Source organism: Sulfurimonas sp. HSL3-1 (genome assembly GCF_039645995.1).
Classification (GTDB): domain Bacteria; phylum Campylobacterota; class Campylobacteria; order Campylobacterales; family Sulfurimonadaceae; genus Thiomicrolovo; species Thiomicrolovo diazotrophicus.
The window spans coordinates 1,051,161-1,074,942 of the sequence record NZ_CP147920.1 but is presented as its reverse complement, the minus strand read 5'-3'; the positions used below and the strand labels follow the sequence as shown (position 1 = coordinate 1,074,942).

The following is a 23,782-nucleotide window of genomic DNA, read 5'->3' as shown; positions in this document are numbered from 1 at the left end:
TGCGGGACAGGCGTTACGGCTCAAGCGTACGTTCGTTGAAAAGTATCTGCTGTTCAGAAAAAGAAAATATAAGTGCCATAACTGCCACCACATCTACCACGGCTGATTCTCCACCATTCCCCCCAGAGCGCCATTCGCCCCCTTTCACGGAGGCAGGCTATAATGGCGCCATGAAAAAATCGATCCTTATTACCGGCTGTTCCAGCGGCATCGGCTACGAGACGGCCCTGGCCCTTTTCAGACAGGGCTACGACGTCTTTGCCACGGCCCGTGACCCCGAAGATGTCTTCAGGCTCATCAATGAGGGGCTTAATGCCCATCAGCTCGACGTCACCGACCCCGACAGTATCGATGCGGCCCTGCAGTGGGTGCTTGAGCAGACGGGCGGCACTCTCTACGCCCTCTTTAACAACGCAGGCTACGGCCAGCCCGGTGCCCTCGAAGACGTCCCGACCTTCGCCCTGCGCGAACAGTTCGAAACGAACGTCCTTGGACTGCACGAGCTCACCCGCCGCGTCCTGCCCCTTATGCTCGCGCAGGGCTACGGGCGCATCCTGCAGCACAGCTCGGTGCTGGGACTCGTCTCGCTGCGCTTCCGCGGCGCCTACAACGCCAGCAAGTACGCCATCGAAGGGCTCTGCGACACCCTGCGCCTGGAGCTCGAGGGCACGGGGGTCCACGTTATCACCCTCAACACGGGCCCGATCCGCTCCAAGTTCCGCGACAACGCCATCAAAATGTTTGAAAAGAATGTCGAAGTTGAGAAAAGCCGTTTTGCCGACATGTACGAAGAAGAGGTCTACAAGCGTAAAGCGAACAAGGAGGAGAAGGACCGCTTTACCCGCGATGCGGACGCCGTGATAGACAAAGTTATCAGGGCCCTGGAGGCGGAGCGCCCGGCCCCGCGCTACCACATCACCGGGGCGACCACCTTGCTCGCGCTTTTCAAACGCCTGCTGCCCACCCGGGGGCTCGACGCCCTGCTACGCAAGATCCAGTAACCCCTTTTTAAGCGCCGCCTCCGCTTCGCGCCGCCCCGCGTCAAAGGCGCTGTCCAATTTGGAGGTGTCGAAGATGTTCATCTCCGCACACCCCTGAATCTCCAAATAGGCATCCGCAAAGTGCTTCGACGCCTCGACGTTGGCCGCCATCATCAATATGAGGGCGCGGTAGGTCGTCTGCATAACGTTCTTCGGTTCCTGCGGCAGTATGGCGTTGACGTTGATGCCGAGGATGGGGACTCCCTGCGCTTTGAGGGCCCGCACCGGCATATTGTCCATAAAGCCGCCGTCGCCCAGGCGCATCCCCTCGTAAGATACAGGGGCGAAGAAGGGAATGAGCGACGAGGAGGCCGCGGCCAGTTTGGCGATGGGGCCGCGGTCAAAGTAGCGGATCGTCCCCGCCGTCAGGTCCGTCGCGGTGATAATACAGGGGGTCCGGAGCTCCTCGATATGAGTGGCAGTGAGGTGGTGGGAAAGCAGCCGTTCGATCCCCTTGAGAGCGAAGACCCCGCCCTGGCGGAAATGGCGCACGAGGTCGATGCGCCGGAGCTCACGGTAGATCTCCAGGACCTCCCGGGGCGTGTAGCCGTCGCAGAGCAGCACCCCGGCCAGGGCCCCGCCGCTGCTGCCGGCGATGGCGGCAATATCGTAGCCCTGCTGCTGCAGGACCTCGACGACCCCCAAATGGGCTACGGCGCGTACGCCGCCGCCCGATAAAGCAAGTGAAATCTTTTTCGGCGCTTTCTCCGTTGCCATTACTCACCTCCATTCGCTGTGTAGCGTTAAGGCAATCATGCCATCTTCATGGAAACACTTACAACTTGGCGCTTACTGCGCTGGGAGTTCCTTCTTCAGGTATTCGCCGGTGTAGCTGCCGGTGTCGTCGGCCTGCGCTGCCACCGTTTCCGGGTCGCCGACGGCGATGATGCGGCCGCCTTTGCTGCCCCCCTCGGGGCCCATGTCGAGAATGTAGTCGGCGTTCTTGACCATGTCGAGGTTGTGCTCGATGACGAGGACGGAGTTGCCCAGTTCGACGAGGTGGTGCAGTACCTGGGTCAGGCGGTCGACGTCAGCGAAGTGGAGTCCCGTCGTCGGCTCGTCGAGGATATAGAGGGTATTGCCCGTATCTTTGCGGCTGAGCTCCTTGGAGAGCTTGATGCGCTGCGCCTCCCCGCCCGAGAGGGTGACGGCGTTCTGCCCCAGGGTGATGTAGCCCAGGCCGACGTCGTGCAGTGTCTTGAGGATCGCCTTGATCTTCGGGATGGCGTCGAAGAACTTCAGTGCCTCCTCGACGCTCATCGAAAGCACGTCGGCGATCGACTTGCCCTTGTACTCTATTTCCAGGGTCTGCGGGTTGTAGCGGCTGCCGCCGCAGGCGTCGCACTTGACCATGATGTCGGGGAGGAAGTGCATCTCGATCTTGAGCTCCCCTTCCCCCTGGCACTTCTCGCAGCGGCCTCCTTTGACGTTGAAGCTGTAGCGGCTGGCCGTGTAGCCGCGGATCTGGGAGAGCTTCGTTTTCGCAAAGAGGTTGCGGATCTCGTCCATCAGCCCCGTATAGGTCGCCGGGTTCGAGCGCGGGGTGCGGCCGATGGGACTCTGGTCGAGGTAGATTACCTTGTCAAGCTGCTCCAGACCCGTAATCTCGACGCCGGCGACGGTGTGGACCTTGCGCGCGCGGTTAAGCAGTTCCCTTGCCGTCGGCAGCAGGGTCTGCAGGATGAGCGAGCTCTTGCCGCTGCCGCTCACCCCGGTGACACAGACGAGGTTCTGCAGCGGGATGCGGGCGGAGAGGTCCTCGATGTTGTTGATGGTGACGTTCTTGATCTCGATCCACTCCGTCTGCTCGCGGCGGTAGAAGTACTCGATCTTCTTTTTGCCCGTCATATAGGCCGCCGTCTCCGTCTTCGCCTTCATCAGCTGCTTGAGGGAGCCCGAGAAGACGACCTCACCGCCGAACTGCCCCGCCCCGGGACCGATGTCGATGATGTGGTCGGCGTGTTCGATCGTCTCTTTGTCATGCTCGACGACGATGACGGTGTTCCCCTTCTCCTGCAAAGAGCGCAGGGTACGGATGAGCTTGAGGGTATCGCGCTCGTGCAGGCCGATGGAGGGTTCATCGAGAACGTACATGACGCCCGTCAGGCCGCTGCCGATCTGGCTGGCGATGCGGATGCGCTGCGCCTCGCCCCCGCTGATGGTCCGGGCGTCGCGGCTGAGGGTGAGGTAGCCCAGGCCGACGTCGAAGAGGAAGAAGAGGCGTTCGCGGATCTCGTTGAGAATGGGCGCGGCGACCATGCGGTCCTGCTCGCCGAGGAAGGCGAAGGTATCCTCTGCCGTGAACCAGCGGTAGGTATCCTCGATGGGCTGGGAGATGACGCCGCTGATCTTCTGGCCCGCCACGTCGACGGCGAGACTCTCGCGGCGCAGACGGTGGCCGCCGCAGACGTTGCACACCTTCTCGCTCATGTAGTCCTGGATATCCTTCTCGTCTTTGAACATGTCGTAGGCGATGCGGATGATCCCCGGCCAAATCCTTTTCACCGGGTGGTTCTTCCACTTGAAGGTCACCTCGTTGATGCTGCCGTGCAAGATCGCCTTTTTCTGGTGTTCCTCCAGCTCGCGGAACGGAACGGTGATATCGATCCCCTCGGTCTCGCAGAAGCCTTTGAGGAAGGTGAAGTAGTACCCCTTGTTGAAGCCGTAGACGATCTTGACGGCCCCCTTCTCGATGGAAAGGTCCCCGTCGATGATCTTGTCATGGTCCAGGGCGTAGCGAATGCCGAGCCCGTCGCACTCGGGGCAGGCGCCCTTGGGGGAGTTGAAGGAGAAGCTGAGCGGCTCGAGGGGTTCGAAGCTCACCTTGCAGTCGAAACAGGCGTTGTGCTCGCTGTAGTGGATGATGTTCGCGGTCAGGTCCATCTCGGTATGGTTCATGATCTCGACCTCGACCTCGCCGTAGCTCTCCTTGAGGGCCTTTTCGACGTCCTGGGCGATGCGGTCGCGGTTCTCTTCTTTGATGACGACGCGGTCGATGACGACCTTGATGGTGTGCTTCTTCGTCTTGGAGAGTTCGATCTCCTCGTCCAGGCGCACCATGACGCCGTCAACCATCGCCCGTACGAAGCCTTTGTGGCGCAGCCCCTCGATCAGGTCGGCGAAGGTCCCTTTCTTCTCGCGGATCAGCGGGGCGAGGATGACGGCCTTGGAGCCTTCGGGGAGTTTCTGAACCTGGTCGATGATATCCGCGGCGGACATCTGCGAGATCTCCTTGCCGCAGAGGTGGCAGTGCTGCACCCCGATACGGGCGAAGAGCAGGCGGAGGTAGTCGTAGATCTCGGTGATGGTCCCGACGGTCGAGCGGGGGTTCTTGGAGGTTGTCTTCTGGTCGATGGCGATGGCGGGGGTGAGGCCGTCGATCTTGTCGACGTCGGGCTTGCCGATGCGGTCGAGGAACTGGCGGGCGTAGCTGGAGAGGCTCTCGATATAACGGCGCTGCCCCTCGGCATAGAGGGTGTCAAAAGCGAGGGTCGATTTTCCCGAGCCGGAGAGTCCCGTACAGACGACCAGCTTGTTTTTGGGCACCTCGAGGGAGATATCCTTGAGGTTATGCTCCCGCGCGCCCGTAATCGTGATCTTATCCATGCTTTACCACCAATCTGTAGAAGAAATAGCCGATGACCACCAGGTAGAAGGCGATCATCAGGAGTTTGTGCTGCTTGACCGGCACCACGTGCTTGAGCCAGATCCCGCCGAAGACCCCCGCCATCGACGCGATCCCGATGATGACGCCGTGGTAATAATCAACGTAGCCGCCCGCCGAGAGGCTCACGAGCCCGGAGATGGAGGAGAAGACGACAAAGAAGAGGCCGGCGGAGATGGCGTTCTTGAGCGGCACGTGCAAGAAGCCTGCCAGGATCGGCACAAGCAGGATGGAGCCCCCGACGCCGATGGAGATGGAGAAGGCCCCCAGCAGCAGGCCGATGACGAAGAGCAGCGCCGGATGGACTTTTTTGACCTCCTGGTCATGATCGACGGTCTTGAAAAAGAGCCGCCCCAGGGCAAAGAGGACGAAGCCCATGAAGATCCACTCGAGCGTCCGCCCCGAAAGGGCGCTGACGATGAAGCTGCTGCCCAGCGCCCCGACGGCACCCCCGACACCTATTGCCAGGACCATCCGCACATCGAGGGTCCCCTTTTTCAGGTTCAGGTAGCTGCCGTAGATGGAGCTGAAGACCATCTGCACGACGGAGATACCGACGGCGCTCTTCATATCGAAACCGATAAAGAGCAGCGCAGGGACCAGGATCGTCCCGCCGCCGATGCCGAAAAAGCCCGAAAGCGCACCGACGCCAATTCCCAAAAAGATCAGTTCGATAATCTCTGCCATCTGCCGCCCCGTGTGTTGATTCGCGCGATTATACAGGAGGCACGGTAAAGTGGGGGTTACGTCTGTAAAGGAGTTCGCAGAGTCAATCTGCGGTGAAGCGACGGCAGCATGCCGCCGGTAAGGAGACGTTACTGCACGCTCAGGTGCAGATCACCCTCCGGTACGGCCGCATCGAAGGTGATCACCGTGCTGAAGCGGCCCTCATGCTGCCGGGTCTCGTAACGGTACCCCAGTTTGTCGGCGAGACGGTTGATCATCCGGGAGCCGATGCGGGAACTAAAGAGGGTCTCGTCGCTTTTGCTGCCGATCTCGTTGACGATCTCCAGCCGCTTTTTCCCCGGATCGACAATCGTCCGGATGACGGTGTCGTTCTTCGTATGCATGAAAATGTTCTCGAAAACGGCCTGCATCACCTTCAGTATCGCCGCCTTGTGGATGCGGAGGGTGAAGTCCTCTTCGAAGTTCGAGACGATCGTCAGCCCTTTTTTCTCCAGGATCGGCTGGAAGACCTGCTGCATCAGACGGCACTGCTCCTGCATCGCCACCTCTTCCCTCCCCTTGCGCATATCCCACTCGATCTCTTTGAGGAAAATCAGTTCCCGCAGCTTACTGCTGACCGTCGCGATGTCCGCTTCGCTCTCGGAGACGAAACGCGTTTTTTCAAAGGCGTCATCCTCCGCGAAGAGCGACAGCCGCGCTTTGAGTACGGCAATGGGGGCCTTGATCTCGTGCGCCGCCTCCTTGAAGATGTTCTGTTTCTCCCGGCAGAGCGACCGGTTTGCCTGCTGCAGGGCGATGATGGCATGTTTCAGTTCATTCACTTCCGCCGAACCGCTGCATGCCGGCACCGCTTTTTCAGCCTCGGCTCCGGAGCGGCAGTAACGGACCAGGCACTGCAGCGGGTGAAGCAGCCGCGCCAGAAAAAACCAGAAAAGCAGGACGAACAGCAGCAGGAATAGCCCGAATACGGCCGCCAGGTGCAGGGCGAGCCCGCGACTCTTCTGTTCGATCCGCAGCGTATTTGAACGCACCGTCAGGTAGCGGCCGTCGGGCAGAACGGAGATGACGGCGACCTCGTCCGCTTCCGGCGGCGGAGTCTTGGTCATGGCGAAGGTCAGATCGTCAAAGTGGTCGACAAAGGGCGCGCTGTGGTAGGCTTCGAGCAGATGGAAGTTCTGTCGGATCGTCCGGACATCGTTCAGGTAGAATTTATGGCGGACCACGTCCTCGGACAAGACGATCAGCGACTGCCGCAGGTTGCGTTTGAGCTCGGCGTGATAGCGGTAGACGACATAGCTCCCGAGCAGTGCGAAGGTGATGACGCTGCTGAGCAGAAAGTACGAAATGACCATCCGCTGAAGACTTCTACCCCCTTTCAATCACGTACCCCCGCGTCTTGACGGTCTTGATGATCCCTTTGGGCAGTTTTTTGCGAACGTTCTTGACCGTTGCGTCGATGGTATTGGAGGCGATATTCTGCGGATTGACATAGAGAGCGTCAAGCAGTTCGTCTTTGGAGATGATCTGCCCCTGTTTCGAAAGAAGGTAGAAGAAGAGGTCGTTCTCCTTGCGGCTGAGCACGATCTCCTCCTCCGCGCTGCGGATGGAGCGGCCCAGCATATCGCAGGTCAGGCCGCCTACCTCGACATGGGGCGTTCCCTGGTTCCGGCGCGCCAGCGCATGGACCCTCGCCAGCAGCTCCGCGTTGTCAAAGGGTTTGTCGAGGTAGTCGTCCGCCCCGAGGTTCAGCCCGGCGATCTTCTCCGCGATGGCATCGTAGGCGCTGATAATAATCACTCCCGTTTCGCTGCTGCGCTGCTTGATCTTCTCGATCAGCGACATGCCTACGTCGACCCCGTTGATATTGCGGTCCAGCAGCACGACACTGTAGCGGTAGCGCTCGATATACGCCAGCGCATCGCCCAGTTCGGAGACGATATCGACACGGAAATGGCGGGAGAGGTAGCCGCCGACCAGTTCGGCGAGGACGGTATCGTCCTCCAGCATCAGGATTCGCATGCGTTTCTCCTCCCCTTTGCAGTGAGTGTAGCACGCCAGTGTTAGGGGAGTGTTAGGAAAAGCCCCTCAGCCTATTCGTAAGCGCAGGCGATCGACGACGCCTCCGTCGTCTCACCGACGTAGCGGCTCTCTTTGAAAAAGCCGTCGATAAGGCTCCTAAATGTCGCCACGTCGTCGATGCGGTTGACGTCGTTGCGCAGGGCGGAGGCGCCGGCGTACCCCTTGGAGTAGGTGTGGATATGCTTTCGAAACATCGGGACCCCGCGCGCCCCGTAAAACTCGATCATGCGGTCGTAGTGCTCCATGATGATCTCGTAGCGGATCATCGGGTCGATAGTCGCGCTGCCCGTTTTGAGCTGGTGGAAGATCCACGGCGCGCCGACGGCGCCGCGGCCGATCATGACGCCGTCGGCCTTGGTGTGCTCCAGCACCCACTGCGCCTTCTCATAGCTGTCGATGTCGCCGTTGGCGATAACAGGGATGGAGACCGCCTGCTTGATCTCGGCGATGGCATCGTAGTCGACCTCGGCCTTGAACTTGCCCGCCCTTGTACGGCCGTGCACGGCGAGGAAGTCCGCCCCGCTCTCCTCGACGATCTTTGCGATCTCGAGGTGGTTCTTCTCCGCAAAGCCCAGGCGGATTTTGACGGAAGTGAGCGGTTTGTTCGACGTCTGCTTGATCGTCTCGATGATGCGGCCCATCTGCGGCAGGTCCTTGAGCAGGGAGCTGCCCGAACCGTGGCTGACGACCTTGGGAACGGGGCAGCCGCAGTTAAGGTCGATGATGTCGATATCATCCTGTTCGTTCAGGATCTCGACGGCACGGCGGACGATCTCCGTGTCGGCCCCGGCGATCTGGACCGAATAGGGATCCTCGTTGGGGCTGCGCTCGAGCATCTTGAGGGTCTTCTGCGAGCCGTAGGCCAACGCGTTGGAGCTGAGCATCTCGCTGACGGTGAGGTCCGCACCGAACTTTTTCACGACGCTGCGAAACGGCAGGTCCGTATAGCCCGCCAGGGGTGCGAGGACATATAAAGGTTTGGAGAAATCAAGGATGTCTTTTAGAATCATGCGCGTATTTTAGCAAAAAACGGGGTGAGAAAGTGTGCGCCCTGAGCGAAGCGAAGAAGTGCCCTTGGGGTGCGCCCTGGAAGAAGTGCCCTTGGGGTGCGGGCCTGCTGCCGATGTAGCGTAGCGGAATTCCGCAACGTAGTGAGGACAACGCCAAACCCAGTGTTAACGTAGGTAGCCGGGCTTTCAAGGAAACATCGCTACGCGAGCGGTACCCTTGTTTTGCTCGGCTGCCGTACAAGTTCCGAAGGCCTGTCAGGCCTTCGGAGAATAGTTCTGCAGCATCATGTTCGCAAAACGCTTGACGTCATAATGCTTGTTGCACGCCTTGAGATCGGCGTAGGCTTTGAACAGAACGTATTCGTTCTCCGCCGTGATGTGCAGCAGCTCTTTGGCCCGGTCGACCATCTCGAGGTCGAAGAGCGTAAAGAGGTAGCCATCCAAGGCCTTGTCGTCGTTGTCCGAGAGCATCTCGAAGACGGCGATGCGCTGCTCCGGGAGCATATGCTCGCCCATCACGACGCCGAGGTAGAGGTAATCCAGCGAGGAGAGTCCCTCGATGCGGGTGACAAAGTCCACCACCGTCGCATTCGGCACGGAGAGGGTGCTCTCCTCGGCGTTGATGCGGTTCACGATGGAGAGGGCCGCCTTGAAGGTCATATAGGGGCGGTACTTCTCCAGGATATGCAGCGGCGCGAAGACACTGAGCTGCTCGAAGGCCAGTGCGTGGATCTCCGAATCGAACCGCTCCGGTTTCGAAAGGACCGTTTCGGCATCGAGCTTGCCTTCGCTCAGCTGATTGATATGGTTCTGGCGCACCAGGGGGTTGTTGCTGGGCAGGTTAAACCGCTTGAGGTCGGCGCTTTCGCCCTTCTCGATCAGCTGGATCGCCTGAATGATCGCCCCGAGTTTGGGATGCTCGACCCCTTCGAGGTTCTCCTCCGGCAGCATCCGTGAGTGGTCGGCGATCTCGCCCATCAGTGCGTAGCGCTCCGTCTTAAAGGCGTGCCGTCGGTCCTCTTTTTGCAAGAAGGCGTCGGCGACGGCGTCGAGCAGGTGGGCGTAATCCTTTTCATACTTGCGCAGGCGTACGCTGCCGACGACGGAGTAGAAAAGCATATGGACAAGGGTCCCGGCATAGAGCAGCAGCATCGCCAGGGCGACCCACACGGCGACCGGCAGTGACGGGAGCATAATGCCCAGCAGGTCGATGTGGATGCTCTCTTTCGATACGAAACCGTAGACGAACCATCCGAGCATAAAGATCAGCAGTAGTGCGGCGATACTGTAGCGTTTGATATACATGCGTCCCCCTTACTTGGCGCTGTTCTTCTCGGCAATCTCCCTGCAGTCAATGCAAAAACGCGCATGCGGTTTCACTTTGAGACGCGCAAAACTGATCGGCTCCTCGCACATCTCGCAGATGCCGTAGGTGCCCGCGCTGATCTTGCTCAGCGCCAGTTCGATCTCGAGCAGTTCGGTCCCCTGCTGTGTCCCGATCGCGGTATCAACCATATTGTCGTTGCTGATGGCGGCGTAATCGCCTTCATCGTTCATTTCAACGTCGCTCAGACCGTCCAGTTCCGCCTCGACGCCGGAAATGTTCTTCATGATCTGCGCTTTGCGAGCGCGCAGAATCTCCTCGAAATATGACAGTTCGCTGTTTTGCACGGGTGTCCTTATTTGTGGTAGGGGTGGTTGTTCAGGATCGTGAATCCGCGGTAGATCTGTTCCAGCAGGACCGCCTTGGCGATCTTGTGGCTCATCGTCAGCGGCGACAGGCTGATCACCTTGTCGCAGCGCCGAAGAAACGCGTCTTCGAATCCGAACGCCCCTCCGATATAAAATTGCACCGACATTTTATCACTAAGGAGCTTACTGAATTCGAAACTGTCGATTAATTTTCCATCAGGATGCAACGCAATCGAATATCCACGGTTCAAATAGGGCTCAAGACTCTCCGTATAGGCCTGTTTTGCGGCCTCTTCGCCTATTGTGTGTGCTTTGGTGACGTTTTTGCCGAAAATTTCAACGTCATTGACCTTGGCGAAGCGCGAACTCATCTTTATAAGTTCTTTGTATAACGGATCGTAGATCGACCGCTCCTTTTTCGCGATGGAGTAAAGGGTCACTTCCATCGCTGCGCCTCCGCGATGATCGCGCTTCCCATCACCCGCATCCGCGCATGAGTGAAACGGTCCTCAAACCCGACTCCGCCGATGGCCGCCACCGGGTGGACGGAAGCGGCCGCCAGGGTGTCCAGGTCTTCGCCCAGGACCGCCGCATCGGTTTTGGTCCCCGTCGCCCGGAAGGCTCCCAGCCCGATGTAATCGATCCCGAGCGTGTTGGCCGTCGCGATCTCCGTGGCATTATGGGTGGAGAGGCCGATGACGCAATCGCCGCCCACTTCCCCTCGCAGGGATTGCGCCGCGGCGGCGGCATCTGCACCGAATCCTAGCAGATCATCCTGGCCCACGTGCACGCCGTCGCACAGCGCGTGAAGCTGCCAGCGGTCGTTGATGATCAGCATCCCGTCCCACAGCCCCCGAAGGCGCTCCAGTGCTGCTGTGACGGCATCGGTCTCCGCAGCTTTGTTGCGGTACTGGATCAGCGAGACGTCCAGCCTGCGGCAGGCTTCGACATAGGGTTCGAGTTCAAGGGCATGGGAATCGAGCAACGCCTGGTCGCAGAGGGCGTAGAGGGCGTTGGATGGAAGGGAGGTGAAGAAGGCGTCTATCTCACTGCGCGTCATGGTCGGCCGAAGCGGGCAGCATCATACGGATCAGGTCCGCAATGGTCCCTTTGAGTTCGTTCCGGTTGACGACCATATCGATGGAGCCGTGCTCCAGCAGAAACTCCGAACGCTGGAACCCTTCGGGGAGGTCCGAACCGATCGTCTGCTTGATAACGCGCTGGCCGGCGAAACCGATAAGCGACCCCGGCTCGGCGATGATGATGTCGCCCAGGGTCGCGAATGAGGCGCTGACCCCGCCCATCGTCGGGTCGGTCAGGACGGAGATAAAGGGGAGCTGGTGCTCACCCAGACGCGCCAGGGCGGCGGAGGTCTTGCTCATCTGCATCAAGGAATAGGTACTCTCCTGCATCCGCGCCCCGCCCGAAGCACTGATGATGACGACACCCTGTTTTTTCTCGATGGCGCGGTGGATGGCGCGGGTGATCTTCTCCCCTTCGACGGAGCCCAGCGAGCCCCCCATAAAGGCGAAGTCGAAGACACAGAGCTGCACGTTCACGCCGTTCATCGTACACTCGCCGCTGACGACGGAGGAGCGGCGTCCCGTCTTCTTTTCCCCCTCTTCGAGGCGTTTGACGTAGCTTTTCTTGTCCACGAACTTCAGCGGATCGACCGGCGCGAGGTTTGCGTCGAACTCGACGAAGCTCCCCTCGTCCGCGAGCAGTTCGATGCGTTTGTCAACGTTGATACGCATATGGTGGCCGCATTTGGGACAGACATAGTTCTGGTTTTCAACCTCTTTGTAGTACATCAGGGAGTTGCATGAGGGACATTTGACCCAGTGTGCCGGCGCCTCGCTCTTGGTAGGCTGCTGTCGGGACGTGCCGCCGAAAAGGTTGAAAAGGTTCATCACGTATCCTTCGGGGTTCGGAAATAGTTTTGATTGATTGGGGGAATTGTAGCGAAAAAGTGCCCAGACTTCCCCTAAAAGCTCAGGGGAAGCGGCATAGAAACGGCGCTGAAAAGCGCCATTATTTCAGCAGGCTTCTGACGATGGAGCGCGCCGCTTCGCGGCCGTCGTAGACGGCGTTGACAACGAGGTCCGCACCCCGGTAGCAGTCGCCGCCGGCATAGATGCCCGCCGTGGAGGTCTGGTTGTTATCGTCGATGACGATCCCGCCCCAGGCGTTTGTCTCGATGCCGTTCTCCGCCAGGAACGAGGGAACGGACGGATCGAAACCGAGGGCGAGGATGACGACGTCGGCATTGACCGTAAAGTCGCTCCCTTTGACCTCTTCCATCCGCTGGCGTCCGCTCTCGTCTTTGGCACCCAGGACGGTTTTGACCATCTCGACGCCGACGGCGCGGCCGTTCTCGTCCAGAAGGATCTGCTTCGGCGAGGCTTGGAATTGGAAATCCACGCCCTCTTCCATCGCATTTTTGTACTCTTTCTGGCTGCCCGGCATATTGTAGGCGTCGCGGCGGTAGAGACACTTGACGCTGCGCGCGCCTTCGCGCTTGGCGGTACGGACACAGTCCATCGCCGTATCCCCGCCCCCGATGACAACAACGTCAAGGTCTTTGAACTCAAACTGCTTGTCGTAGGCGCGTTTGAAGTTCTTCTTCTGGATCGCGGTAAGGTACTCCATCGCCATGTAGACGTTCGGCGCCTTTTCACCGGTGATGCGAGCCGTCTTACCCTTGGTCGCACCGATCCCGATAAAGATGGCGTCGTGACCGTTGACGATCTCCTCGAAGGTGATGTCTTTGCCGACTTCGCACTCCAGGACCAGTTCCATCCCCGCCTCTTCGAGCAGTTTGACGCGGCGGTCGACGATCTTCTTGTCGAGCTTGAAGTTCGGGATGCCGTAGGTCATCAGCCCGCCGGCGCGGTCGGCACGCTCGTACATCGTAACGGCGATCCCCGAACGCAGCAGGTAGGTGGCGGCGGAGAGGCCCGCCGGGCCGGAACCGATGATCGCGACCTTCTTGTCCGTCGTGATCCCCGGGAACTCCGGTTTCAGGCCCGCTTTGAACCCCTCCTCGTTGATGAACGCCTCGACCGCACCGATCGTGATGGCGCCGTGGCCGTCATTGAGGGTACAGTCCCCTTCGCACAGACGGTCCTGCGGGCAGACCCGCCCCATGACCTCCGGGAAAGGCGACGGCTCGTTGGAGAGCTTGAAGGCGAACTCCAGGTCGCTTTCGGCGACGGCTTTGAGCCACTGCGGGATGTAGTTGTGCAGCGGACACTTGTTCAGACAGTAGGGATCGCCGCACTGGACACAACGGTCGCTCTGCGCGCCGGCTTCGTTCTTGTTGAATACTTCGTAGATCTCTTTAAAGTCTTTGACGCGGTCGACCACCAGGCGTTTCGCGGGATCGATACGTCCAATCGTTAAAAATTCTCTCATTCTTAGTCTCCCTTTTCCTGGTTGAGCGGAAGTTTGGTCAGGTTTTTAGGACGGACAAGCCAGAAGTTGCGGATCTCCGTACGGAAATTGTCAAGGATCATGCGCCCCTTCGAGCTGCCCGTTTCATTGATATAGTCTTTAAGCAGGCGCTTCAGATAGTGGCGCGCCTCGTCGCCGTCATCCGTATCGATGCGGACCGCTTCGACCAGTTCGCGGTTAACGTTCTCGATGAAGTTGTGGTCCTCGTCGAAGACGAAGGCGATCCCGCCCGTCATCCCCGCACCGAAGTTGACGCCGGTCTTGCCGAGAATGACGACGATACCGCCGGTCATGTATTCGCACGGGCTGTCGCCGGTGCCTTCGACGATGGCGAGCGCACCGGAGTTACGAACGGCGAAGCGTTCGCCGACGGCGGCGTTGACATAGAGCTTACCGCCCGTCGCACCGTACAGACAGGTGTTCCCCCCGCCGCTGAAACTGCCGCCTTCATGCACCGACTTGATGACGATCTTGCCGCCATGCATCCCTTTACCGATGTAGTCGTTCGCGACGCCCTCGAGGCTCAGGTTGACCCCGTTGATCAGGAAGGCACCGAAGGCCTGTCCCGCCACCCCTTTGAGGCGGATGTCGATCGTACCGTCTGCGAGTCCGGCATCGCCGTAATAACGGGCGACTTCGCCGGAAACGCGGGCACCGAAGCTGCGGTTGAGGTTGCAGATGTCGCGGGTGATGCGGACCGGGTGCTCCGGGTGCTTGATCGCGCTGCGGACCTCTTCGAGGACCTCTTTTTCAAAGGCGTTGTCGTCAAACGGTTCGTTGGACTCCACCTGGCAGGTATCGACGCCCGGTTCGCGGTGCAGGACGTTGCCGAAGTCGAACTTCTTCGCGAGTTCGTCGTCGATGACTTTGAGCAGGTCGCTGCGGCCGATCAGTTCGTCAAGCGTTTTGTAACCCAGCTGCGCCATGTAGCCGCGGATATCCTCGGCGAGCAGTTTGAAGTAGTTGACGATCTGCGCCACGGTACCTTTGTAGTACTCTTTGCGCAGCTTTTCGTTCTGCGTTGCGATCCCGACGGAACATTTGTTGACGTGGCAGATCCGCAGCATCTTACAACCGACGATGGCGAGGACACCCGTACCGAAGGCGTAGCTTTCCGCGCCGAGCAGTGCCGCCTTGATAACGTCAAGCCCGGTCTTGAGCCCGCCGTCGGTCTGGACGTGGACCATCTTGCGCAGGTCGTTGGCTTTGAGCGCGTTGTGCGCCTCGGAGAGTCCCAGTTCCCACGGGTTACCGGCAAACTTGATGGAGGTGAGCGGTGCCGCACCGGTACCGCCGTCGCCGCCGGAGATGATGATCTTGTCCGCATAGGCCTTCGCGACCCCCGCGGCGATCGTACCGACGCCCGCCGTGGAGACGAGCTTGACGGAGATCTTCGCGTCCGGGTTGACCTGCTTGAGGTCGTAGATGAGCTGTGCCAGGTCCTCGATGGAGTAGATGTCGTGGTGCGGCGGCGGCGAGATCAGGGTAACGCCCGGCACGGTGTGGCGCAGGCGCGCGATGAGTGCCGAGACCTTGTGGCCCGGCAGCTGGCCGCCCTCGCCCGGTTTCGCGCCCTGGGCGACTTTGATCTGGATCTCCTCGGCCGAACGCAGGTAGGCCGGAGTGACGCCGAAGCGGCCCGAAGCGACCTGCTTGATCTTGGAGTTAAGCACGGTTTTGAAGCGCGCGGCATCTTCCCCACCCTCACCGGAGTTGGACTGGCCGCCGATGGTGTTCATTGCCTCGGCGATGCACTGGTGCGCCTCGGGCGAGATGGAGCCGAGGCTCATCGCCGCGGAGCTGAAGCGTTTCGTGATCGCTTCGACCGGTTCAACTTCGCTGATATCGATCGCCGCCCGATCGGACTTGAGTTCGAAGAAGTCGCGGATGAACTTCTGTCCGCGGTTATTGACGACCGCTTTGAGGCGTTCGAAATCCTTCGGATCGCCCGACTTGCTGAGCGCATGGATGGCGTGGATGACCTGCGGACCGAAGTCGTGGTACTCCTGGCCGTTGTAGAACTTGTAAAAGCCCCCGATCTTGAGCGGGAAGATGCTGTTGAAGCCGAGATTGTCATAGGCCTCTTCATGCGCTTTTTGCAGGCGGGCGTCGATATCCTCGTAGCCCAGTCCCGGGATGTGGCAGTGCGAATCGCCGAAACAGTCGTCGACGATCTCGCGGCTCAGCCCCAGGACGTCGAAGAGACCCGAGTTGCGGTACGACGCGATCGTGGAGATCCCCATTTTGGACATGATCTTGAGCAGACCGGCGTTCAGGGCGCCGTGAACGGATTTAAGCGCTTCGCTGCAGGGGATATCCTCCAGCGGCTTGCTCGTCTCGACCATATTGACGGCAGTGGAGAAGAGCAGCTCCGGGAAGACCGCGCTCGCTCCGTAGGCGATCAGTGTCGCCGCACCGTGGGAGTCGATCACTTCGGAGGAGACGGCGACGAGGGAGACCAGGTGGCGCACTCCGGCGTCGAGCAGAGCGCTGTTGAGGCGTCCGACCGCCATCAGCATCGGGATGGTACGGTGGGTGGCATCCAGCCCGCTGTCTTCAAGGACGACGATCCGTACGCCGTCTTTCTTGACCGCTTTGGTCACGGTTTTCACCAGGGCATCGAGGGCCGGCTTCAACTCGCCTTCGAAGGCCGTAGAGAAGGTGGCATTCTTGTAAAAAGGCTGGAACCGCGGCGAATTCTCGTCGCCGTAGGACTTCAGGACTTCGAGTTTCTCGTAGGTGACGATCGGCGAGATCGCCTTGAGTCGGTGCGCATGCGACGGCAGTTCGTCGAGGATGTTGTGTGTCTCGCCGAAACCGGTGTTGAGGCTCATAACCACCTTCTCGCGGATCGGGTCGATCGGCGGGTTCGTGACCTGGGCAAACTTCTGCTTGAAGAAGTCGCTGAAGTGGCGCTGTTTGGAACTGAACGCCGCCATCGGGGTGTCGTCTCCCATGGAACCGACCGCTTCCTTGCCGTCGCGGATCATCGGCTCGATGACCTGCTCGATCACCTCTTCGGTGATGTTGAAGTAGCGCTGGCGGCGGACGAGGTCATCCTTGTCAAGGATACAGTGCCCGCTGTACTGCTCTTCGACGTGCTCCTGGAGGTAGACCATATGTTCGTTGAGCCACTTCATATAGGGCTGTGACGCCTTAAGGTAGTCGTTGATCTCCCCGTTTTTGAGGACCTTGCCGAATTTAAGGTCGAGACCGATCATCTCGCCCGACTGCAGGCGGCCGCGCTCTTTGATGTTGTCTTCATCCAGGTCGATGACCCCGTACTCGCTCGTGATGAGGAGGGTGTCGTCGTGGGTGATGATGTACTTGGAGGGGCGCAGACCGTTACGGTCGAGGACACAGCCGATGTAGCGGCCGTCGGTCAGCGAGAAGGCCGCCGGACCGTCCCACGCTTCGAAGACGGTGGAGTGGTACTCGTAGAAGGCGCGCAGGTCCGGGTCCATGTGCGGCGCGTTCTGCCACGGTGCCGGGATGACGGCGCGGGCCGCTTTGAAGAAATCCATGCCGTTGGCGATGAGGAACTCGAAGAAGTTGTCCGCACTCGCGCTGTCGGATGCGCCCGGCTGCAGGATCGGCAGTAGACGCTCAAGCTCTTTTTTCGTGAAGATCTCACTCTTGATCGACTCGGATTTGACGCGGACGTTGAAACGGTTCGCCTCGACGGAGTTGATCTCGCCGTTGTGGGCGACGGCGCGGAAGGGCTGGGCCAGGCGCCATTTGGGCAGCGTATTGGTGGAGAAACGCTGGTGGAACAGGGAGAAGGAGATCTTGAAATCGGGATCTTGAAAATCCTTGTAGAACTCCTTGATGTGCGTCGGCATCACCAGGCCCTTGAAAGAGATGACCCGCGACGACATGGAGGGGATGTAGAAATCCTCGTCGTGCTCCAGGGCGTGTTCCGTCTCTTTGCGGCTCAGGTAGAGCAGCGCATCGAAGCGCTGTGTCGCCATGATGGAGTTGGGTACGATGAAGACGTGGTAGATGTACGGCTTCGTATCCAGCGCCTGCTGACCGAGCGCGTTGTCGTCGACCGGGACCTCACGCTTGAGGATGACTTTCAGGTCGTTTTGCGTACAGGTGTCGCTGAGCACTTCGAGGTGCTTTTTAACGCGGGTAAATACGGTCGCGACCGCATACATCTCCGGGAGCTCCACACCCTCGGCCTGCGCGATCTTGCGCATGAACGCCGTCGGCATGGAGAGCAGCAGTCCGCTCCCGTCCCCGGTTTTTCCGTCTGCGGCGATCGCACCGCGGTGCATCATCCGCTCAAGTGCCGTGATGGCACGTTCGAGCGTCTCATGGGACGCCCGGTTGTCGATATTGGCAATCAGGCCGAAACCGCAGTTGTCTTTAAAAGAACGTAACAGGTCAGAATATTCCACTCGGTTCACCTTTATTTAAGCATATATTAAGCACATTTCCCGTATTTAGAAAAGTGCCGATTGCTAATATTGTACTACAAAACGCTTTAAAGCTCTATTTTGAAAGCCGATTTTTTATACACTAGTGATGATAAATGATACAGGAAGAAACGCAGAGTGCAAGGGTTCATCATTCGACTCCAACGGGTCAAAGACGAAGATCTTATTTTAGCCATTTTGACACAGGAACGCTTAGAGACCCTTTACCGTTTCTACGGGGCGCGCCACGGGACGATCAACCTCGGGCATATGATCGATTTCGAGATCGAGCACTCCCTCAAATCCTCCATCGGACGGCTCTACGACGTCGTGCATCTCGGCTTCCCCTGGCTGCTCGATCCGGCGCGGACACGGTTGTGGCACACGTTCGTCTCGCTTTTCTACCCCCACCTGCGCGAATCCGAAGAGACCGGGGGCTTCTATTTCACCCTGCTCAAAGACGCCGCGGAGCGCTGGGGCACGCAGAACCCCAAGCGCGTCGCCCTCGAGGCCTATGCCCGCCTGCTGCACTATGAGGGGCGCAGCCCGGATCGAACGCACTGTTTTTTCTGCGAAAACTCGATCGACGAAGCCTCTGTCTGCATGATCCGCGCTTTCCAGTACGCCCATACCGATTGTGCACACCGTACCCCGATCAACAAGCACGCCGCGGACGAACTGCTCAAACATCAGAGCGCCCTCTTCCTGAGCGACGAGGAGATCGATCTCCTCTGGGCGACGCTCCTGGAAGGGTTTTAAGAGGGGACGACCTTCTTGAGTTCGGCAAGATAATAGTTCAGGTTCGCCACGTACTCATCGAGGGTATCGGGGTCGCGCCCCTTTTTGACGTAGTCGTTAAAATCAGACAGCAGGTCGGTCATCCCCCCTTCCCCGAGATTGGACGTCGAGCCTTTGAGCTTGTGGATCGCCTCTTCGACCCGGACCATATCCAGCGCGGTAACAGCGGCCACTAGCGCCGGAAGTTCCGATTCGATCTGGCTGACCAGTTCGCCGATAAAGCTGTTGGCCTCCTCCTGCGAAAGCCCGAACTCCTCAACGGCGCGGGCATTGTTAAAAGGAGGATAGGGACGAGGAACAAAAAGGGGTTCGGCCGCCTCGGCAGGGACTTGTTCGGGCGGCGCTAACTCCCCGCGCTCCCCTGCCGTGGTTTCAGCGCCCGGAGGTGTGCCCGCTTCGGAGGTTGCGGCGATTTCATCCCTTTGCAGCACTTTGATGCCGACATTCGGCTGTGCACCCTTCATTACCTTGGGTTTGGACAACGGCTTTTTTTCAGCGTATTTGGACTGCTCGACCGCTTCGCGCATGTTCTCCAAATGGTGGCGGTTGCGCAGACGCGTCACAACGACCGAAACCACGACAGCCAGGACGATTACAACCAGAAGGGTCACTATGATGGAGAGGTACGGCATCGGTCATCCTTGATGGCCACACAGGCGCGGTAATAATCAATGAGACTATCATAATATAAACAGGGTCGTCCTCTGCTTAAACGGAAACCATTAATGGGCGTTAGCGCAGTTGTTGTGATCAAATGGCATAGTGATAGGGTTGGTAAAGCTGGTCGATATCGGAGAGTTTCATGTCGAAAATCGCCCGTATTTTTTCATTCATGCTCCCCCAAAATGCCTCGAGGATGACGCTTGAACCGACATTCCCCTCCGTCTGGCACAGCGGCCCTTCCAGGGCTTCCAGGATCTCCAGCACCGTGATCTCCGCCGCCCGGCCGGCGAGCTGGTACCCCCCGGCGGCGCCGCGGATGCTCGTCACGAGACCGGCGCGCCGCAACCCGGAGAGGATCTGCTCGAGGTAGCCGTGGGAGATCGATGTCATCGCGGCGATCTCGCGTATCTGCATCGGACGCTGCTGCGGCGCATGGGAGAGCACGTGCATAGCGGCAAGGGCGTAGACCCCTTTTGACGAGATCCCCGCCATTACGCCGCCCCGCCGATCAGACGATAGAGGTAATAGACTTTGCAGCCGACGCAGAAATTGAACAGGACGTCCATCAACAGGCAAAGAACGTAGATAGAGGCGACCGCCACCAGCATCGGCTGCAGGCCCAGAGATGCCGCGACGATCAGCAGCAGGATAAACAGCAGCCCGAAATGGCCGGCCACGCTCTTGGCCGCGCCGTCGACCTTCTGCTCCGGCAGGCGCATCAATCGCTTGAGAAGCACAGCGCTCTGATAGAGCGGACTGAAGTGCTTGTTGCCGTGGAGGCGCACCAGCAGGTCCGCGCCGAGGGCGAACAGCAGCGGTGCCACCCCCGTCAGGAAAAAGAGTGCAACGATTCCCGTCGTCAAAAGCGAAAGGATCCGGCTGACCGTGTTGTCAGCCGCTGTGAAGTTAATGGGACAAGCCTGTGCCATAGCAAAACCTTTGTCGGGGCCTTTTCGGCTCCATCATAAAAGTATCACAGTTTACTCCCGGCGGGAGGCCATTGTCAAGTATCCACACCAAAATAGTATGGTTTATCCGGAAGGGGGCGCTGCCCTCTCCTCTATTGTGCCGCTTTTTTCAACTTGACGCCCATTTCCATATGGTGTGTGTAGGGGAACTGGTCGAACATCGCCATCGCCTCGATGCGGTGGGTGCGCGTCAGGTACTCCAGGTCGCGCTTGAGCGTTTCGGGATTGCAGGAGATGTAGAGAATATGCTCATGCCGGGCGGCGAAATCGCAGGAGGCCTCGTCCATCCCTGCACGCGGCGGGTCGACGAAGATCGTATCGAGACGGTAGCTCGGCAGGTCAATCCCCTTCATTCGGTTGAATTCCCGCACCCCGTCGAGGGCCTGAACGAACTCCTCGGCGCTCATGCGCACAAAATCGATGTTGTGCACGTCATTGAGCTCCATGTTCGTTTTCGCCGCGTGGATGGAGGACTTGGAGATCTCCGTCGCCAGAACACGGTCAAAGCGCGACGCGAACGGGATTGTAAAATTCCCCGCCCCGCAGTAGAGTTCCAACAGGTCGCCGCCAAGCCCCTCGAACTGCTGCAGGGCCCATCCGATCATCTGGGCATTGACCCCCGGATTGGGCTGGGTAAAGCTGTTCTCGATCTGCTTGAAACGGTAGGTCCTTTCAGCGACGTCGACGGATTCGATGACATGATCGCGTCCGATCACCTCTTTCTGCTTCCGGCTGCGCCCGATGATACTGATGCCGAACTTTGTTGCAAGCTCCGCCGCCTGCGCCTTCCACGTATCGTCGAGTTTGCGATGGTAGAGCATGGAGACGGCGATGTCGCCGTCGCGGCCGGCCAGGAAATCCATCCCGAAGAGTTTGCGCCCCATTCCGGGCGCGGCGTTAAGCGCATCGAGCAGCGGCCACATCAGGGCCTGGATGGGTGCGGTGACCATCGGGCACTCTTCAAGGAGCACAACGCCCTCACGGTCAATGGAGTTCATGGCGAAGTGCATGGTGTCACCGACGTGCCACACCTTGAACTCGGCACGGGCACGGTACCCTTCCGGCGCCGAACGCGCGATATCGAATGCCCCCGTATAAAGCGGTGCGAACAGAGCTTTGATCTCCTCTGCTTTCTTGGTCAGCTGCCCCTCGTACCCCTCTTCATACCAGCGGCAGCTGCCGCAACGGCCGAAATGCCTACACTCCATGCCTACCCCTCCAAGTGATGCAGCGTGCTTGCCTCCCCCTTGCGTCTGGGCATATAATGGATCAGGAAATCTCCTTTGGAGTGTCCCCGGGCAAAGCTGCTGTGATAAAGACGGGATTCTACCATAATCGGCAGTGGACGCGTCCATTCTCGGGCCTTTTCATTCTGCCACTTCAGGTACTCTATCCGGTAGAGCGCGCTGTAGATCACCGCCCGTCCCATGCCGTGGTAACAGTGAATCAGTACCGGGTAGGAGGCGTTATCGTCGAGGACTTTGAAAAACTGCGTCAGCGTCTCCTTTGTCGGCACCTGCCGGGAGGGGATGTTGACATGGCGTATCTGCGTACCGTAGGTCTCGTTGATCCGCGCGATCGCGGCCGCCTCGGCGTCGATCTCCTTCTGCTGCGCCGGGTTGAGGGCATCCTGTATGCCCGGATCAAGCAGGTCGACGACGGTTTTGATGTGGTGCGGGATCAGAAAGTCTTCCAGCCGTTCGGGGGCGATCAGCGCCGATTTGTAGACGCGCTCCGGGTCGATCGTCTCAAAACGGTAGTGTCCGTAGACGTACCAGGTATACAGCCCGCCGGCGGCGGCAACAAATAGAACAAACAGAGAGAGTAACGGACGTTTCATGGGGACTCCTTCGGGGGAAACAGTACGGCGTAGAGCAGCTCCGTCGCCGTGTACATAATGAAGAACGAGACCGCCACGTCGCTGAGGAAGTGGCCGCCCGCCGCCATGCGGGCCGCACCGACGATGAGACCGTAGCCGAGGACAATCGCGCTCCAGAGCCGGCGGCGCCGGGAGAGTTTTGCGAAGGCCAGCAGGGCGAAGGCCCCCGACGCGTGCCCGCAGCTAAAGGAGTTGCCCACCTGTCCGGCAACAGGAACGAAGGCGGGAGAGAACTGCTTTTTGCCACCGAACTCCATCGTTTCCGCCGGGCGGGCCCGTCCCCAGTGCTCCTTGAAAAGGGCGTTAACAATGAGTCCGGAACCGATGCCGAGCACCAGCAGTACGTAGAGCAGTTTCCGGCCCGTGAAACGCCAGACGCTGCGCCCAAATGCGGTATTGAAGAGCCAAAGAAGCACGGCGCCGACGTAGAGCGCCATCAGGCCGTAGGGCACGGAGTAGTAGATAACCTGTTCGGCGAGGGTTTTCGCGGCAGGAAAGCCGTCGGGCCCGGCATAAAAGAGCGCTGCGACCGCAAGATCGATCTGAGGAAAAAGAAAAAAAAGCAAAGAGAGGACGGCCATGGCCGTCCATCCCCACAGAGGGATAGTTGCGAGCACTTTGATCATGGCGGCATTATAACGGCGGAAGGGAACTACGCCTGTTACCCAGCTGCAACCGAAGTGTGCTCAGAAGGCCGCCGGAAAAGCCCTATTCCCGTCCGGCGGAGAGAGTATCGCATCCGAAGAAGCGCGCGTAGAGCACCCCGGAGACGATGTACATGATCATAATAGAAACGAGCACGTCGCTGAAAAAGTGGCCGCCCGCAGCGATGCGCGCCAGCGAAACCAGCGTACCGTAGGCGATGACCGCTAACGCAACCGTTTTGCGGTGCCGCCGCGCCAGGAAAATCAGCGCCAGCAGGGCGAATGCCCCGGAGGTGTGTCCGCTGCTGAAGGATTTTCCCCGCTGATCGCTCATCACGAAGGCCGGGGTGAACTGGCGGTCGCTGCCGAAAAGCGTCGTCTGGTCCGGACGGGGACGGCCCCAGTTCTGCTTGAGCACCAGGTTGACGAAGATGCCGCTTCCCAGTGCCGCTACCAGCAGTATATAAAGAAGCTTCTTCCCGCTCAATGCCAGCAGCGCCCGCCCACTGATGCGGTTATAGAGCCACAGCAGCAGTGCCGCGACATAGACCATAGCGAGGACTACCCCCACGGACTGGTAGACGAAGCGTTCCCAGAGGGTGCCCCCCTGCACGAACCCCTCACCGGGGGTATAGAACAGGCTGCTGACGGCAATGTCGATCTGCGGGAAAAAGTAAAGGAGCAGTGCGGTGACGGCCATCGCGCCCCACGCGGCCGCCGGAATGCAGAGTATCTTCTTATTCATAGTCCGCATTATAGCCGTTTCACCCCCATAGAGTATAAT

The 23,782-nt window shown here is 59.4% G+C and carries 22 protein-coding genes; 2 read left to right on the top strand and 20 right to left on the bottom strand.

The window, feature by feature from the left end:
* The first annotated feature begins 170 nt into the window (after positions 1–170).
* A complete protein-coding gene (locus tag WCY31_RS05535) occupies positions 171–1,001 on the top strand; it encodes an SDR family NAD(P)-dependent oxidoreductase (protein ID WP_345973564.1) in 831 nt (276 codons plus the stop codon).
* On the opposite strand, the gene WCY31_RS05530 is transcribed toward WCY31_RS05535, so the two are convergent.
* The 13 genes from WCY31_RS05530 to gltB form a co-directional block, all read right to left on the bottom strand.
* Positions 984–1,757, bottom strand: coding sequence for a patatin-like phospholipase family protein (locus WCY31_RS05530; RefSeq protein WP_345973562.1), 774 nt, complete (start codon positions 1,755–1,757; stop codon positions 984–986). The two genes, WCY31_RS05535 and WCY31_RS05530, sit on opposite strands and share 18 nt — an antisense overlap.
* A 72-nt stretch (positions 1,758–1,829) precedes the next feature.
* Positions 1,830–4,646 carry an excinuclease ABC subunit UvrA gene (uvrA, locus tag WCY31_RS05525; RefSeq protein WP_345973561.1) on the bottom strand — a complete coding sequence of 939 codons (2,817 nt, stop codon included), beginning with the start codon at positions 4,644–4,646 and terminating at the stop codon, positions 1,830–1,832.
* Positions 4,639–5,391, bottom strand: coding sequence for a sulfite exporter TauE/SafE family protein (locus WCY31_RS05520; protein WP_345973559.1), 753 nt, complete (start codon positions 5,389–5,391; stop codon positions 4,639–4,641). The genes uvrA and WCY31_RS05520 overlap by 8 nt, the downstream gene beginning before the upstream one ends.
* Before the next feature lie 128 nt (positions 5,392–5,519).
* Positions 5,520–6,743 carry a hypothetical protein gene (locus WCY31_RS05515; RefSeq protein ID WP_345973558.1) on the bottom strand — a complete coding sequence of 408 codons (1,224 nt, stop codon included), beginning with the start codon at positions 6,741–6,743 and terminating at the stop codon, positions 5,520–5,522.
* Positions 6,744–6,756: 13 nt separating this feature from the next.
* The gene (locus WCY31_RS05510) at positions 6,757–7,410 is read right to left on the bottom strand and encodes a response regulator transcription factor (protein WP_345973557.1); all 654 of its coding nucleotides are present in this window, start codon (positions 7,408–7,410) and stop codon (positions 6,757–6,759) included.
* A 71-nt stretch (positions 7,411–7,481) separates the two neighbouring features.
* Positions 7,482–8,480 (bottom strand): tRNA dihydrouridine synthase DusB, encoded by a 999-nt coding sequence (gene dusB / locus WCY31_RS05505; protein WP_345973555.1) that lies wholly within the window; start codon positions 8,478–8,480, stop codon positions 7,482–7,484.
* Between the two features lie 255 nt (positions 8,481–8,735).
* Positions 8,736–9,785, bottom strand: a complete 1,050-nt coding sequence (locus WCY31_RS05500; protein WP_345973553.1) for a hypothetical protein — start codon at positions 9,783–9,785, stop codon at positions 8,736–8,738.
* 9 nt (positions 9,786–9,794) lie between these two features.
* On the bottom strand, positions 9,795–10,151 hold the full coding sequence (gene dksA / locus WCY31_RS05495; RefSeq protein WP_231021070.1) for an RNA polymerase-binding protein DksA: 357 nt from the start codon (positions 10,149–10,151) through the stop codon (positions 9,795–9,797).
* A gap of 8 nt (positions 10,152–10,159) precedes the next feature.
* Positions 10,160–10,618: a 23S rRNA (pseudouridine(1915)-N(3))-methyltransferase RlmH gene (locus WCY31_RS05490; protein WP_231021069.1), complete on the bottom strand. Its 459-nt coding sequence runs from the start codon at positions 10,616–10,618 to the stop codon at positions 10,160–10,162.
* On the bottom strand, positions 10,609–11,232 hold the full coding sequence (locus WCY31_RS05485) for a thiamine phosphate synthase (RefSeq protein WP_345973552.1): 624 nt from the start codon (positions 11,230–11,232) through the stop codon (positions 10,609–10,611). The genes WCY31_RS05490 and WCY31_RS05485 overlap by 10 nt, the downstream gene beginning before the upstream one ends.
* On the bottom strand, positions 11,219–12,082 hold the full coding sequence (gene accD / locus WCY31_RS05480; RefSeq protein WP_345973550.1) for an acetyl-CoA carboxylase, carboxyltransferase subunit beta: 864 nt from the start codon (positions 12,080–12,082) through the stop codon (positions 11,219–11,221). Before accD ends, WCY31_RS05485 begins: the two co-directional genes overlap by 14 nt.
* A gap of 121 nt (positions 12,083–12,203) precedes the next feature.
* On the bottom strand, positions 12,204–13,586 hold the full coding sequence (locus WCY31_RS05475) for a glutamate synthase subunit beta (protein ID WP_345973549.1): 1,383 nt from the start codon (positions 13,584–13,586) through the stop codon (positions 12,204–12,206).
* Positions 13,587–13,588: 2 nt separating this feature from the next.
* Positions 13,589–18,028: a glutamate synthase large subunit gene (gene gltB / locus WCY31_RS05470; RefSeq protein WP_345973548.1), complete on the bottom strand. Its 4,440-nt coding sequence runs from the start codon at positions 18,026–18,028 to the stop codon at positions 13,589–13,591.
* A 156-nt stretch (positions 18,029–18,184) separates the two neighbouring features.
* Between gltB and recO the strand changes: the two genes are divergently transcribed.
* Positions 18,185–18,805: a recombination protein RecO gene (gene recO, locus WCY31_RS05465; protein ID WP_345973546.1), complete on the top strand. Its 621-nt coding sequence runs from the start codon at positions 18,185–18,187 to the stop codon at positions 18,803–18,805.
* Here the strand turns inward: recO and WCY31_RS05460 are convergent.
* The 7 genes from WCY31_RS05460 to WCY31_RS05430 all read right to left on the bottom strand — a co-directional run bounded on the left by WCY31_RS05460 (position 18,802) and on the right by WCY31_RS05430 (position 23,743).
* Positions 18,802–19,476 (bottom strand): hypothetical protein, encoded by a 675-nt coding sequence (locus WCY31_RS05460; protein ID WP_345973544.1) that lies wholly within the window; start codon positions 19,474–19,476, stop codon positions 18,802–18,804. The two genes, recO and WCY31_RS05460, sit on opposite strands and share 4 nt — an antisense overlap.
* Positions 19,477–19,594: 118 nt before the next feature.
* A complete protein-coding gene (locus tag WCY31_RS05455; RefSeq protein ID WP_345971310.1) occupies positions 19,595–19,999 on the bottom strand; it encodes an Rrf2 family transcriptional regulator in 405 nt (134 codons plus the stop codon).
* Entirely contained in the window at positions 19,999–20,436 is a 438-nt protein-coding gene (locus WCY31_RS05450; protein ID WP_345973542.1) for a DUF4395 family protein, read from the bottom strand. Before WCY31_RS05450 ends, WCY31_RS05455 begins: the two co-directional genes overlap by 1 nt.
* Positions 20,437–20,567: 131 nt before the next feature.
* Entirely contained in the window at positions 20,568–21,683 is a 1,116-nt protein-coding gene (gene trmA, locus WCY31_RS05445) for a tRNA (uridine(54)-C5)-methyltransferase TrmA (RefSeq protein WP_345973540.1), read from the bottom strand.
* 2 nt (positions 21,684–21,685) lie between these two features.
* Positions 21,686–22,315 carry a fused DSP-PTPase phosphatase/NAD kinase-like protein gene (locus WCY31_RS05440; RefSeq protein ID WP_345973538.1) on the bottom strand — a complete coding sequence of 210 codons (630 nt, stop codon included), beginning with the start codon at positions 22,313–22,315 and terminating at the stop codon, positions 21,686–21,688.
* The gene (locus WCY31_RS05435) at positions 22,312–22,980 is read right to left on the bottom strand and encodes a phosphatase PAP2 family protein (RefSeq protein ID WP_345971306.1); all 669 of its coding nucleotides are present in this window, start codon (positions 22,978–22,980) and stop codon (positions 22,312–22,314) included. Before WCY31_RS05435 ends, WCY31_RS05440 begins: the two co-directional genes overlap by 4 nt.
* A gap of 82 nt (positions 22,981–23,062) precedes the next feature.
* Entirely contained in the window at positions 23,063–23,743 is a 681-nt protein-coding gene (locus WCY31_RS05430; RefSeq protein WP_345973536.1) for a phosphatase PAP2 family protein, read from the bottom strand.
* Positions 23,744–23,782 lie beyond the last annotated feature (39 nt).

Excerpts from the sequence above, each read along its gene's own strand:
- WCY31_RS05535 (WP_345973564.1), top strand. The coding sequence starts at position 171 with ATGAAAAAATCGATCCTTATTACCGGCTGTTCCAGCGGCATCGGCTAC.
- WCY31_RS05530 (WP_345973562.1), bottom strand. The coding sequence starts at position 1,757 with ATGGCAACGGAGAAAGCGCCGAAAAAGATTTCACTTGCTTTATCGGGC.
- uvrA (WP_345973561.1), bottom strand. The coding sequence starts at position 4,646 with ATGGATAAGATCACGATTACGGGCGCGCGGGAGCATAACCTCAAGGAT.
- WCY31_RS05520 (WP_345973559.1), bottom strand. The coding sequence starts at position 5,391 with ATGGCAGAGATTATCGAACTGATCTTTTTGGGAATTGGCGTCGGTGCG.
- WCY31_RS05515 (WP_345973558.1), bottom strand. The coding sequence starts at position 6,743 with ATGGTCATTTCGTACTTTCTGCTCAGCAGCGTCATCACCTTCGCACTG.
- WCY31_RS05510 (WP_345973557.1), bottom strand. The coding sequence starts at position 7,410 with ATGCGAATCCTGATGCTGGAGGACGATACCGTCCTCGCCGAACTGGTC.
- dusB (WP_345973555.1), bottom strand. The coding sequence starts at position 8,480 with ATGATTCTAAAAGACATCCTTGATTTCTCCAAACCTTTATATGTCCTC.
- WCY31_RS05500 (WP_345973553.1), bottom strand. The coding sequence starts at position 9,785 with ATGTATATCAAACGCTACAGTATCGCCGCACTACTGCTGATCTTTATG.
- WCY31_RS05490 (WP_231021069.1), bottom strand. The coding sequence starts at position 10,618 with ATGGAAGTGACCCTTTACTCCATCGCGAAAAAGGAGCGGTCGATCTAC.
- WCY31_RS05485 (WP_345973552.1), bottom strand. The coding sequence starts at position 11,232 with ATGACGCGCAGTGAGATAGACGCCTTCTTCACCTCCCTTCCATCCAAC.
- accD (WP_345973550.1), bottom strand. The coding sequence starts at position 12,082 with ATGAACCTTTTCAACCTTTTCGGCGGCACGTCCCGACAGCAGCCTACC.
- WCY31_RS05475 (WP_345973549.1), bottom strand. The coding sequence starts at position 13,586 with ATGAGAGAATTTTTAACGATTGGACGTATCGATCCCGCGAAACGCCTG.
- WCY31_RS05460 (WP_345973544.1), bottom strand. The coding sequence starts at position 19,476 with ATGCCGTACCTCTCCATCATAGTGACCCTTCTGGTTGTAATCGTCCTG.
- WCY31_RS05455 (WP_345971310.1), bottom strand. The coding sequence starts at position 19,999 with ATGGCGGGGATCTCGTCAAAAGGGGTCTACGCCCTTGCCGCTATGCAC.
- WCY31_RS05450 (WP_345973542.1), bottom strand. The coding sequence starts at position 20,436 with ATGGCACAGGCTTGTCCCATTAACTTCACAGCGGCTGACAACACGGTC.
- trmA (WP_345973540.1), bottom strand. The coding sequence starts at position 21,683 with ATGGAGTGTAGGCATTTCGGCCGTTGCGGCAGCTGCCGCTGGTATGAA.
- WCY31_RS05440 (WP_345973538.1), bottom strand. The coding sequence starts at position 22,315 with ATGAAACGTCCGTTACTCTCTCTGTTTGTTCTATTTGTTGCCGCCGCC.
- WCY31_RS05435 (WP_345971306.1), bottom strand. The coding sequence starts at position 22,980 with ATGATCAAAGTGCTCGCAACTATCCCTCTGTGGGGATGGACGGCCATG.
- WCY31_RS05430 (WP_345973536.1), bottom strand. The coding sequence starts at position 23,743 with ATGAATAAGAAGATACTCTGCATTCCGGCGGCCGCGTGGGGCGCGATG.